Raw genomic sequence first — 12,853 nt, 5'->3', positions numbered from 1 at the left:
ATCTTAATAAATATATTCCTCTTTGTTAGCCATCATATCATTATAATCCTCTTTCGAACCTACAATCGTATTGTCATATTCTCTCATTCCTGTTCCGGCAGGGATTCTATGTCCTACAATTACATTTTCTTTCAATCCTTCCAAGTAATCAATCTTACCTGCAACAGCAGCTTCGTTCAATACTTTAGTAGTTTCTTGGAAAGATGCAGCAGATATAAACGATTTCGTTTGAAGCGATGCTCTTGTAATACCTTGTAAAACTGGTGTTGCTGTTGCAGTAACAACATCACGAGCTACAACAAGATTTTTATCCGTACGTTTCAATAAAGAGTTTTCATCACGCAACTCACGAGGCGTAATAATTTGTCCTTCTTTTAAAGCACTAGAATCTCCAGCATCTTCAACTACTTTCATACCGTATAATTTATCATTTTGAACGATAAAATCTTTAGTGTGAATTAATTGATCTTCTAAGAATAAAGTATCACCTGGATCCTGTACTCTTACTTTACGCATCATTTGACGTATCACTACTTCAAAGTGTTTGTCGTTGATTTTTACCCCTTGCAAACGGTATACTTCTTGAATTTCATTAACCAAATACTGTTGAACAGCTGCTGGTCCTTGAATTCTTAAAATATCGTCCGGAGTAATTGCACCATCAGATAAAGGCACCCCTGCTCTTACAAAGTCATTTTCCTGAACTAGAATTTGGCTTGATAATTTAACCAGGTATTTTCTAACATCACCAAATTTAGATTCGATAACAATCTCACGGTTTCCTCTTTTGATTTTTCCAAAAGAAACAACACCATCGATTTCAGAAACAACAGCTGGGTTTGAAGGATTACGAGCTTCTAACAACTCTGTAATTCTAGGCAAACCTCCTGTTATATCTCCTGATTTAGAAGAACGACGTGGAATTTTTACCAATACTTTACCTGCTTTAATTTTCTCACCATTTTCAACCATCAAGTGGGCTCCAACCGGTAAGTTATAAGAACGAATCAATTCATTGTCTTTACCGTAAACCAATAAAGTTGGAATTAATTTTTTGGCTCTAGATTCAGAAATTACTTTTTCCTGGAAACCGGTTTGCTCATCAATTTCAACCATAAATGATTGACCTTGCTCTAAATCTTCGTAAGCAATTTTACCAGTAAACTCAGAAACGATAACTCCATTATATGGATCCCATTTACAAATCACATCTCCTTTAACAACAGATTGACCATCTTTAACGAAGATACTAGAACCGTAAGGAATGTTATTTGTACTTAATAAGATACCTGTTCTTTCATCAATCAATTTCAATTCAGATGAACGAGATACAACAATATCAACCGCGTTACCTTCGCTATCTTCACCTTTAACAGTTTTTAAATCTTCAATTTCTAGTTTACCATTAAACTTGGTAACGATACTAGACTCTTCAGATATACCACCCGCAACCCCACCAACGTGGAATGTACGTAATGTTAATTGTGTACCAGGTTCTCCAATAGATTGTGCTGCAATTACACCAACTGCCTCACCTCTTTGTGTCATTTTACCAGTAGCTAAATTTCTACCGTAACATTTTGCACAAATACCTTTCAACGCTTCACAAGTTAATGGAGAACGAACTTCAACTTTCTCAATAGGAGAAGCGTCAATCGCTTTCATTATTACTTCTGTGATTTGTTGACCAGATTTAACTAAAATTTCACTAGTTAAAGGATTGATTAAGTCTTGTAACACAACACGTCCTAAAATTCTTTCTCCTAGCGATTCAACTATTTCCTCATTCTTTTTCAATGCTGATACTTCAACACCTCTTAATGTACCACAGTCTTCAATGTTAACAATAACATCTTGAGATACATCATGCAATCTTCTTGTTAAATATCCTGCATCGGCCGTTTTCAAAGCCGTATCCGCAAGACCTTTACGTGCACCGTGAGTAGAAATAAAGTACTCAAGGATCGAAAGACCTTCCTTAAAGTTAGAAAGAATCGGATTTTCAATAATTTCACCACCACCTGCAGTAGATTTTTTAGGCTTAGCCATCAAACCACGCATACCGGTTAACTGACGAATTTGCTCTTTGGAACCCCTCGCTCCAGAATCAAGCATCATATACACAGAGTTGAAACCTTGTTGGTCTTCTCTAATGTTTTTCATTGCTAACTCTGTCAACTGAGCATTCGCTGAAGTCCATACATCAATAACTTGGTTGTAACGTTCGTTATTAGTGATAAGACCCATGTTATAATTAGCAGAAATACCCTGAACTTGTTCTCTGGCGTCTGCAATTAATTTAGGTTTTTGATCTGGAATTCTAATATCACCAAGAGAGAATGACAATCCACCTTTAAAGGCAAATTTATAACCCATGTCTTTCATATTATCCAAGAAAGCCGCAGTTGTAGGTACATCGGTAGCACTTAAAACGTGACCGATAATATCTCTAAGGTTTTTCTTAGTCAATACATCATTGATATATCCAGCTGCTTCGGGAACTACTTCATTAAATAATACACGACCCGCAGTAGTTTTAATTATTTGGTAAACCAAGTCACCAGCTTCATTAAAATGTTTTGCTCTAATTTTCACAGAAGCATTCAATTCTAATCTGCCTTCATTCAAAGCAATATTTACTTCCTCAGCAGAATAAAAAGTGATTCCTTCTCCTAAAATTTTAAGCTCAGGTGTAGATAAACGTTCCTTGGTCATATAATACAGACCCAAAACCATATCCTGAGAAGGTACCGTGATTGGCGCTCCATTTGCAGGATTCAAAATATTGTGAGAACCCAACATTAACAATTGAGCTTCCAAAATAGCTTCTGGTCCTAAAGGCAAGTGAACTGCCATTTGATCCCCATCAAAATCCGCATTAAATGCAGTACAAACTAAAGGGTGCAATTGGATCGCTTTTCCTTCAATTAATTTTGGCTGGAATGCCTGAATACCTAATCTGTGCAAAGTAGGAGCACGATTCAGTAATATTGGGTGACCTTTAATTACATTTTCAAGGATATCCCAAACTACAGGCTCTTTCTTATCTATTATTTTCTTAGCTGATTTTACAGTTTTTACAATCCCTCTTTCTATTAATTTACGAATAACGAAAGGTTTGTAAAGCTCTGCCGCCATATCCTTTGGGATACCACATTCAGACAATTTCAATTCAGGTCCAACAACAATTACCGAACGAGCAGAATAATCTACACGTTTTCCAAGTAAATTTTGACGGAAACGTCCTTGTTTACCTTTAAGGGAATCGGATAATGATTTTAATGGTCGATTTGATTCCGTTTTTACTGCAGATGCTTTACGTGTATTATCGAAAAGTGAATCTACAGATTCCTGCAACATACGTTTTTCGTTTCTTAAGATAACTTCAGGAGCTTTAATCTCCATTAATCTTTTCAAACGGTTGTTACGTATAATTACACGACGGTATAAATCATTTAAATCTGAAGTTGCAAAACGACCTCCATCAAGTGGCACAAGAGGACGTAATTCTGGTGGAATAACTGGTACCACTTTCATAATCATCCATTCCGGACGATTTTCACGGTTCAAGTTAGACTCACGGAAAGATTCCACTACTTGTAGTCTTTTTAATGCTTCAGTTTTACGTTGTTTAGACGTTTCATTATTAGCGTTATGTCTTAATTGGTAAGACAATGCATCAAGATCAATTCTTGCTAATAAATCCATAATACATTCTGCTCCCATTTTGGCAACAAATTTATTAGGATCAAAATCATCAAGATACTGATTGTCAGCAGGAAGCGTATCTAAAATATTCAAATATTCCTCTTCTGTCAAAAAGTCTAATCTTTGTAAAGATTCTCCCTCTGCATTTTTAGCAATACCAGCTTGTATTACTACGTATCTTTCGTAGTAGATAATCATATCTAATTTCTTAGACGGAAGACCAAGGATATAACCAATTTTGTTTGGAAGAGAACGGAAATACCAGATATGAGCAATCGGCACAACAAGATTGATGTGACCTACTCTGTCTCTACGTACTTTTTTCTCTGTAACTTCAACACCACAACGGTCACAGATGATCCCTTTGTAACGTATTCTTTTATACTTACCACAAGCGCATTCAAAATCTTTTACTGGTCCGAAAATACGTTCGCAGAAAAGACCATCACGCTCCGGTTTGTGCGTTCTGTAGTTAATAGTTTCCGGCTTCAATACTTCACCTCTTGATTCTTTCAAGATAGATTCAGGAGAAGCAAGTCCTATCGAAATTTTGTTAAACCTTTTTACCGGGTTTTTATCTTTATTATTTCTATTATTCATCATAGTTTTTACTATTGATTTATTCGCAATTAAAAAATTGATTTTAGATTTATGATTTACTTTAACTATGAAACGAATCGCTCAAAAAAGAGTTAAATCATTAAACTACTACCTCGAATTACTTCTCTAAACCTCAAAATAAGCATTTGAAGCGCTATTTATAAAACCATATTGGGTCTTCATAAAAAATCGGAACGGGTTACGGGTATAAATCCTAAAAACTTATATAAATGAGTAATCAGTTTTCGGATATCACTATCCGAAAACTGAAAACTAAACTTTTTTATTCTTCTAAACGAATGTCTAGTCCAAGTCCTTTCAATTCATGCATTAATACATTGAATGATTCAGGTAATCCTGGTTCTGGCATAGATTCACCTTTTACGATTGCTTCGTAAGTTTTTGCTCTACCGATAACATCATCAGACTTCACAGTCAAGATTTCTCTAAGTGTACTTGATGCTCCATAAGCTTCAAGTGCCCAAACCTCCATCTCTCCAAAACGTTGCCCTCCAAATTGAGCTTTACCTCCAAGTGGTTGTTGCGTAATCAACGAGTATGGACCTATAGAACGTGCGTGCATTTTATCGTCAACCATGTGTCCAAGTTTCAACATGTAGATAACTCCTACTGTTGCTGCTTGATGGAAACGTTCTCCTGTACCACCATCATATAAATGTGTATGTCCAAAACGTGGTATTCCAGCTTCGTCAGTCAATTCATTGATTTGATCAAGAGTTGCTCCGTCAAAAATTGGTGTAGCAAATTTTCTACCCAAGTTCATACCGGCCCAACCAAGAACAGTTTCATAAATTTGACCAATGTTCATACGTGAAGGTACACCTAACGGGTTCAACACGATATCAACTGGCGTTCCATCTTCAAGGAAAGGCATATCTTCATGACGAACGATACGTGCAACAATACCTTTGTTACCGTGACGTCCCGCCATTTTATCCCCAACTTTCAGTTTACGTTTTTTGGCAATATATACTTTCGCTAATTTCAAGATTCCTGCTGGCAATTCATCTCCAACAGTAATAGTGAATTTCTCTCTACGCAATGCACCTTGTAAATCGTTCAATTTAATTTTATAGTTATGAATTAAATCATTAACCATTTTATTAGTTGCATCATCAGCAACCCATTGACCTTTACTTAAGTGAGCAAAATCTTCAACAGCATAAAGCATTTTTTGTGTGTATTTTTTACCTTTTGGTAAAACCTCTTCACCCAAATCATTCATTACACCCTGAGATGTCTTTCCGTTAACTATTAAAAAAAGTTTCTCAACTAATTTGTCTTTTAATTCAACAAATTTCGTTTCGAACTCCATTTCTAAAGCCCCTAAAGCATCCTTATCTTGAGTACGTTTGCGTTTATCTTTTACTGCTCTTGCGAACAATTTTTTATCTAAAACAACACCATGTAGAGAAGGAGACGCTTTTAATGAAGCATCTTTTACATCACCTGCTTTATCCCCGAAGATTGCACGAAGCAATTTCTCTTCCGGAGTAGGATCTGATTCTCCTTTTGGAGTAATTTTTCCGATAAGAATATCGCCGGGTTTAACTTCGGCTCCAATTCTGATCATTCCATTTTCATCTAAATCTTTAGTAGCTTCTTCAGAAACGTTTGGTATATCATTCGTTAATTCTTCGTTACCTAATTTAGTATCTCTAACTTCTAATGAATAATCATCCACGTGAATAGAGGTAAAAATATCATCACGAACTACTTTTTCAGAAATTACAATCGCATCCTCGAAGTTGTATCCTTTCCATGGCATAAATGCAACTTTTAGGTTACGACCTAAAGCTAATTCACCATTTTGAGTTGCATATCCTTCAGATAATACTTGACCAAGAACCACTCTGTCACCTTTTCTTACGATAGGTTTCAAGTTGATACTTGTTCCTTGATTGGTTTTTCTAAATTTAATCAGATTGTATGTTTTTTCATCAGGCTCAAAACTTACCATTCTTTCTTCCTCAGAACGATCGTATTTGATAGTGATAATATTTGCATCTACATATTCAATAACTCCATCTCCTTCAGCGTTAATTAAAACTCTGGAATCAGAAGCAACTTGACGCTCTAAACCGGTTCCTACAATTGGAGCTTCAGGACGAATTAATGGTACGGCCTGACGCATCATGTTAGATCCCATCAAGGCTCTATTCGCATCATCATGCTCTAAGAAAGGAATCAAAGAAGCTGAAATAGAAGCAATTTGATTTGGAGCAACATCAGTATAATCAACTCTTGTTGGTTCAATTACTGGGAAATCACCTTCTTGACGTGCAATTACGTCTTCGGCAGTAATTTTTCCTGTAGCATCCATTTGAATATTTGCCTGAGCAATCATCATTCCTTCTTCTTCTTCTGCGCTTAAGTAAATTGGAGTAGACTCTAAATCTACAGTTCCGTTAGTTACTTTACGGTAAGGTGTTTCGATGAAACCCATTCCGTTTACTTTAGCATAAACACCAAGAGAAGATATCAAACCAATGTTTGGTCCCTCAGGAGTTTCAATTGGACATAAACGTCCGTAATGCGTATAGTGAACGTCACGTACCTCAAAACCAGCTCTCTCTCTCGAAAGTCCACCTGGCCCTAGTGCAGATAATCTTCTTTTGTGTGTAATCTCGGCAAGTGGATTCGTTTGATCCATAAACTGAGATAACTGGTTTGTTCCAAAGAAAGAGTTGATAACAGATGATAATGTTTTAGCATTAATCAAATCTATTGGTGTAAACACCTCGTTATCTCTAACGTTCATACGCTCTCTAATAGTTCTAGCCATACGAGCTAAACCAACACCGAATTGTTGAGACAATTGTTCACCAACTGTTCTAACACGACGGTTTGATAAGTGATCAATATCATCAATCTCCGCTTTAGAGTTGATCAATTCGATCAAATATTTTACAATGGTAATGATATCTTCTTTGGTAAGCACTTGCTTTTCCATTGGGATATCCAAACCAAGTTTTTTGTTCATTCTATAACGACCTACTTCACCTAAGTTGTAACGTTGATCAGAGAAGAACAATTTATCTATAATACCACGAGCAGTTTCTTCATCAGGCGGTTCTGCGTTACGCAATTGTCTGTAAATATGCTCAACAGCTTCTTTTTCAGAATTTGTTGGGTCTTTTTGAAGCGTATTATGGATGATAGCATAATCTCCTTGATTAGCATCTTCTTTATGCAACAAAATAGATTTAACGTTAGAATCAATGATTTCTTCAACATTATCTTTGTCGATAATTGTATCTCTATCAAGGATTATTTCGTTACGTTCGATAGAAACTACTTCACCAGTATCTTCATCTACGAAATCTTCATGCCATGTATTCAATACACGGGCAGCTAATTTTCTACCGACATATTTTTTAAGACCTGTTTTAGAAACCTTAATTTCTTCAGCAAGATCAAAAATTTCTAGAATATCTTTATCTCTTTCAAAACCAATTGCTCTAAAAAGAGTGGTAACTGGTAATTTTTTCTTTCTATCAATATAAGCATACATTACGCTATTAATATCTGTAGAAAATTCTATCCAAGAACCTTTAAAAGGAATTACTCTGGCAGAATACAATTTTGTACCATTTGCATGGAATGATTGACCAAAGAAAACACCCGGTGATCTGTGTAATTGAGATACAACTACACGCTCAGCACCATTAATAACAAAGGTACCACTTGGTGTCATATAAGGAATTGTACCAAGATAAACATCTTGAACAATTGTTTCAAAATCTTCGTGTTCTGGATCTGTACAATATAGTTTTAACCTTGCTTTTAAAGGCACACTATAAGTAAGACCTCTTTCTATACATTCTTGAATTGTGTAACGTGGTGGATCTACAAAATAATCAAGGAATTCCAATACGAAGTTATTTCTTGTATCAGTAATTGGGAAATTTTCCATGAAGGTATTGTAAAGCCCTTCGTCGCCTCTTTCGTCAGATTTAGTTTCTAATTGAAAAAAATCTTTAAACGATTTAACCTGAACATCTAGAAAATCTGGATAATCAGGAATATTTTTTGTTGAGGCAAAATTCAATCTTTCAGTCTGATTTGTTATCATCAATGGACAAAATTTTGATTAAAAAAAAAGTAAAATAAACGTATAAATTTATTATACGAAAAATGGTTTAGGTCTTTGGATGTGTACCCAAGACCTAAACCTAGTTCTCAAAACCGAGTTTAACTATTTAAGCTCAACTACAGCTCCAGCTTCTTCTAAAGATTTTTTAAGCCCTTCAGCTTCTTCTTTAGAAACACCTTCTTTAACGTTGCTTGGTGCGCTATCTACTACATCTTTAGCTTCTTTCAAACCTAAACCTGTAAGTTCTTTTACTAATTTCACTACAGCTAATTTAGAAGCACCAGCTTCTTTCAATACAACTGTAAATTCAGTTTGAGCTTCTTCAGCAGCTTCTCCTCCACCAGCAGCAACTACTACAGCTGCAGCAGCTGGTTCGATACCGTACTCATCTTTTAATATTGTTGCTAATTCGTTAACTTCTTTTACTGTTAGGTTAACTAATTGTTCTGCGAATTGTTTCAAATCTGCCATTTTTTCTATCGTTTTAAAATGATTTGTAAAAAATATAATTTATTTATTGTGCGCGTTTTATTTAATAAAATCTAGAGTACTACTCTATTTTCATTATGCTTCCACTTCTTCTGTAGCCTCTTCGCTTTTTGCGAATTGGTTTTGAAGAGCAGAAATAACTCTTTGTGCTGGTGACTGCAATAATCCAATAAGTTCGCCAATAAGCTCTTCTTTAGATTTAATAGTTGCTAATGCATCTAATTGATCGTCTCCAATATAAATTTCAGAGTTGATATAAGCTCCTTTTAATAAAGGTTTAGCTGATTTTCTTCTGAAATCTTTTATGATCTTACCAGGAGCGTTTGCTATGTCAGAAATGAATATAGCGCTATTACCAGTCAAAACTGAAGGTAAATCTCCATAATCATTAGCTGAAGCTTCCATTGCTTTTGCAAGCAAAGTATTTTTAACTACTTCTAATTTTATACCTGCTTTAAAGCAAGCTCTTCTCAAGTTTGAAGTTGTTTCTGCATTCAGTCCAGAAATATCAGATACATAAACAATGTTTGTACCAGCTAACTGTGCAGTTAAAACTTCAATCGCGATTGATTTTTCTTCTCTAGTCATACTAAAAATTTTTAACTACCAATTATACTGCTTTAGGGTCCAAAGCAATTGCTGGACTCATAGTGCTAGTTAGGTAAATACTTTTGATGTATGTTCCTTTAGCAGCAGTTGGTTTAAGTTTGATTAATGTTTGAATAATTTCGTGTGCATTGTCAACGATTTGTTCGGTTCCAAAAGAAATTTTACCAATTCCTGCATGCACAATACCAGTTTTATCAACTTTAAAGTCAATTTTACCAGCTTTAACCTCTTGAACAGCTTTTGCAACATCCATAGTTACAGTACCTGTTTTAGGGTTTGGCATTAAACCTCTAGGTCCTAAAATACGACCTAATGGACCTAATTTACCCATAACAGAAGGCATAGTGATAATTACATCAACATCTGTCCAACCGTCTTTGATTTTTTGTAAATAATCGTCAAGACCTACATAGTCTGCACCAGCTGCTAAAGCTTCCGCTTCTTTGTCTGGAGTAACCAATGCTAATACTTTAACGTCTTTACCAGTTCCATGAGGTAATGTTACCACACCTCTAACCATTTGATTCGCTTTTCTTGGATCTACGCCCAAACGAACTGCGATATCAACAGACTCATCAAATTTTGCAGAAGCAACTACTTTTATCAATGCCGCAGCATCTTTAAGAGAATATAGTTTGTTCTTTTCAATTTTTGAAGCAGCCTCTTTTTGCTTTTTTGTCAATTTTGCCATGTCTTTCTCTTAATTAAAAAGGAGCGTCTCCTGATACAGTTATACCCATAGATCTAGCTGTTCCAGCAACCATACTCATCGCAGACTCCATAGTGAATGCATTTAAGTCTGGCATCTTGTCTTCAGCAATAGCTCTAATTTGTTCCCAAGTAACACTAGCTACTTTTTTACGATTAGGCTCACCAGAACCAGATTTTAGCTTTGCAGCTTCCATTAACTGAACTGCTGCTGGAGGAGTTTTTACAACAAAATCAAATGATTTGTCTTTATACACAGTAATTTGTACTGGGCATATTTTGCCGGGTTTATCTTGAGTTCTAGCATTAAATTGCTTACAGAATTCCATGATGTTTACCCCAGCAGCTCCTAAAGCAGGTCCAACCGGTGGCGACGGGTTCGCAGCACCTCCCTTAACTTGTAGTTTAACTACCTTACTAATTTCTTTAGCCATTTTTTAAAAAATTTAACACTACAATCATTTGGAAGCGATTGTAATGGATATTATAGATGTAACAAAAAATTATACTTTTTCAACTTGCATAAAACTTAACTCTAATGGTGTTTTTCTTCCGAAAATCTTAACCATCACCTCTAGTTTACGCTTTTCTTCATTGATTTTCTCAACTGTTCCGTTAAAACCATTGAAAGGACCATCAATAACCTTAATAGTTTCTCCAATATTGAAAGGTATAGAACGAGTATCTGTATTTACAGCTAACTCATCTACTTTACCTAACATTCTATTTACTTCAGAAAGTCTTAATGGCACAGGCTCACCACCTTTAATTTCACCTAAAAAACCAATAACACTTGTTATAGACTTGATAATATGAGGTATTTCACCTATTAGATTCGCCTCAATCATAACATAACCAGGAAAATAAACTTTATCCTTGATTATTTTCTTTCCTTCTTTTACAGTAACTACTTTTTCAGTAGGAACGAGAACTTGCGAAACATAATCACCCATTCCTAATCTTGCGATTTCGGTTTCGATATATGCTTTCACTTTATTTTCTTGTCCGCTTACCGCTCTAACTACATACCACTTTTTAATATTATTATCTGCCATAACAAAAAAATTATGCTTTTATCCAGTTAAAAAATCCAGCCAAAGCTTTTGCGAAAATTTCATCCACTCCCCAAGTTGCCAAAGCGAATAATACTGAAAAAACAGCAACAACAATCGTTAGACGTTGCACCTCAGACCAAGCTGGCCAAGTTACATTTGATTTTAATTCTTCAAATGCTTCTGATATGTAATTAACAACTTTTGTCATTATGATTTAGTTTATTTGCACGGGCGGAGGGATTCGAACCCCCATCAACGGTTTTGGAGACCGCTATTCTACCCTTGAACTACGCCCGTTTATTAAAAACCAGTAACCACCCAAGGCGTTACTGGTTTTAAAAATTATTTTATAGGATTATGCTACAATCTCAGTTACCTGACCTGCACCTACTGTTCTACCACCTTCACGGATAGCAAAACGTAAACCAACATTTAATGCAATTGCACTAAGCAATACAACATCAATAGTTAAGTTATCCCCAGGCATAACCATCTCTACACCAGTTGGCAAAGTAATGATACCTGTTACGTCAGTTGTACGAACGTAAAACTGTGGACGGTAGTTATTATGAAATGGTGTATGACGACCACCTTCTTCTTTTTTCAAGATATAAACCTCAGCTTTGAAAGTAGCATGTGGTTTAACTGAACCTGGCTTACAGATTACCATTCCTCTTTTGATGTCTTCTTTTTGAATACCTCTTAAAAGAATACCTACGTTATCTCCAGCTTCTCCTCTATCAAGGATTTTACGGAACATCTCAACTCCAGTAATAGTAGAAGTCAATTTTTCAGCTCCCATACCAATGATTTCAACTGCATCTCCAGTATTAGCAACACCTGTTTCGATACGACCTGTAGCAACAGTTCCACGACCAGTGATTGAGAATACATCTTCAACAGGCATTAAGAAAGGTTTTGCAACATCTCTTACTGGCTCTTCGATCCAAGCATCAACAGCTTCCATCAATTCAAGAATTTTTGGAACCCAAACTGGATCATTATTCAATCCACCTAAAGCTGAACCTTGAACAACAGGACCATTATCTCCATCATATTCGTAGAAAGATAACAAGTCTCTGATTTCCATCTCAACTAATTCAAGTAATTCCTCATCATCAACCATATCCACTTTATTCATGAATACAACCATTCTAGGAATACCTACCTGACGTCCTAAAAGGATATGCTCACGTGTTTGTGGCATTGGTCCATCAGTAGCAGCAACAACTAAAATAGCACCATCCATTTGAGCAGCTCCTGTAACCATGTTCTTTACGTAATCCGCGTGACCTGGACAGTCAACGTGAGCGTAATGACGATTAGCAGTTTCATACTCAACGTGAGATGTATTAATTGTAATACCTCTTTCTTTTTCTTCTGGAGCATTATCAATTTGATCAAATGATTTTGCTTGACAGTAACCTGCATCAGACAATACTTTTGTAATTGCCGCAGTTAATGTCGTTTTTCCGTGATCCACGTGCCCAATTGTTCCAATGTTTAAGTGGGGCTTGTTACGGTTAAAATTTTCCTTTGCCATTTTACTTAATTTTTAATCTTAGTT

General features: G+C 35.7%; 9 protein-coding genes and 1 tRNA gene. All 10 read right to left on the bottom strand.

What is annotated here, in order from left to right; all coding sequences use genetic code 11:
- Positions 1–3: 3 nt before the first annotated feature.
- Complete coding sequence (gene rpoC / locus ACNQGN_RS08050) at positions 4–4,311, bottom strand: DNA-directed RNA polymerase subunit beta' (protein WP_417987315.1); 4,308 nt, start codon at positions 4,309–4,311, stop codon at positions 4–6.
- 280 nt (positions 4,312–4,591) lie between these two features.
- Positions 4,592–8,404 carry a DNA-directed RNA polymerase subunit beta gene (rpoB, locus tag ACNQGN_RS08045; protein ID WP_417987314.1) on the bottom strand — a complete coding sequence of 1,271 codons (3,813 nt, stop codon included), beginning with the start codon at positions 8,402–8,404 and terminating at the stop codon, positions 4,592–4,594.
- Between the two features lie 123 nt (positions 8,405–8,527).
- Positions 8,528–8,896: a 50S ribosomal protein L7/L12 gene (gene rplL / locus ACNQGN_RS08040; RefSeq protein ID WP_417987313.1), complete on the bottom strand. Its 369-nt coding sequence runs from the start codon at positions 8,894–8,896 to the stop codon at positions 8,528–8,530.
- A gap of 93 nt (positions 8,897–8,989) precedes the next feature.
- Positions 8,990–9,502: a 50S ribosomal protein L10 gene (gene rplJ / locus ACNQGN_RS08035; RefSeq protein WP_417987312.1), complete on the bottom strand. Its 513-nt coding sequence runs from the start codon at positions 9,500–9,502 to the stop codon at positions 8,990–8,992.
- Between the two features lie 22 nt (positions 9,503–9,524).
- A complete protein-coding gene (gene rplA / locus ACNQGN_RS08030; protein ID WP_143386190.1) occupies positions 9,525–10,214 on the bottom strand; it encodes a 50S ribosomal protein L1 in 690 nt (229 codons plus the stop codon).
- Between the two features lie 13 nt (positions 10,215–10,227).
- Positions 10,228–10,665: a 50S ribosomal protein L11 gene (gene rplK / locus ACNQGN_RS08025; RefSeq protein ID WP_066082293.1), complete on the bottom strand. Its 438-nt coding sequence runs from the start codon at positions 10,663–10,665 to the stop codon at positions 10,228–10,230.
- 69 nt (positions 10,666–10,734) lie between these two features.
- On the bottom strand, positions 10,735–11,286 hold the full coding sequence (gene nusG / locus ACNQGN_RS08020; protein ID WP_417957749.1) for a transcription termination/antitermination protein NusG: 552 nt from the start codon (positions 11,284–11,286) through the stop codon (positions 10,735–10,737).
- A 10-nt stretch (positions 11,287–11,296) separates the two neighbouring features.
- The gene (gene secE, locus ACNQGN_RS08015) at positions 11,297–11,494 is read right to left on the bottom strand and encodes a preprotein translocase subunit SecE (protein ID WP_417946898.1); all 198 of its coding nucleotides are present in this window, start codon (positions 11,492–11,494) and stop codon (positions 11,297–11,299) included.
- 18 nt (positions 11,495–11,512) lie between these two features.
- Positions 11,513–11,583 (bottom strand) — tRNA-Trp (locus ACNQGN_RS08010).
- Between the two features lie 58 nt (positions 11,584–11,641).
- Complete coding sequence (gene tuf, locus ACNQGN_RS08005) at positions 11,642–12,829, bottom strand: elongation factor Tu (RefSeq protein WP_417987311.1); 1,188 nt, start codon at positions 12,827–12,829, stop codon at positions 11,642–11,644.
- Positions 12,830–12,853 lie beyond the last annotated feature (24 nt).

The organism is Flavobacterium rhamnosi, from assembly GCF_048286515.1.
Classification (GTDB): Bacteria; Bacteroidota; Bacteroidia; order Flavobacteriales; family Flavobacteriaceae; genus Flavobacterium.
The sequence above is the reverse complement of the archived record's forward strand: the minus strand, read 5'-3'. Positions and strand labels throughout refer to the sequence as shown.

Bases quoted from the DNA above. Each gene is read 5' to 3' on its own strand.
- rpoB (WP_417987314.1), bottom strand. From the start codon at position 8,404: ATGATAACAAATCAGACTGAAAGATTGAATTTTGCCTCAACAAAAAAT.
- nusG (WP_417957749.1), bottom strand. From the start codon at position 11,286: ATGGCAGATAATAATATTAAAAAGTGGTATGTAGTTAGAGCGGTAAGC.
- rplL (WP_417987313.1), bottom strand. From the start codon at position 8,896: ATGGCAGATTTGAAACAATTCGCAGAACAATTAGTTAACCTAACAGTA.
- secE (WP_417946898.1), bottom strand. From the start codon at position 11,494: ATGACAAAAGTTGTTAATTACATATCAGAAGCATTTGAAGAATTAAAA.
- rplK (WP_066082293.1), bottom strand. From the start codon at position 10,665: ATGGCTAAAGAAATTAGTAAGGTAGTTAAACTACAAGTTAAGGGAGGT.
- rpoC (WP_417987315.1), bottom strand. From the start codon at position 4,311: ATGATGAATAATAGAAATAATAAAGATAAAAACCCGGTAAAAAGGTTT.
- rplA (WP_143386190.1), bottom strand. From the start codon at position 10,214: ATGGCAAAATTGACAAAAAAGCAAAAAGAGGCTGCTTCAAAAATTGAA.
- rplJ (WP_417987312.1), bottom strand. From the start codon at position 9,502: ATGACTAGAGAAGAAAAATCAATCGCGATTGAAGTTTTAACTGCACAG.
- tuf (WP_417987311.1), bottom strand. From the start codon at position 12,829: ATGGCAAAGGAAAATTTTAACCGTAACAAGCCCCACTTAAACATTGGA.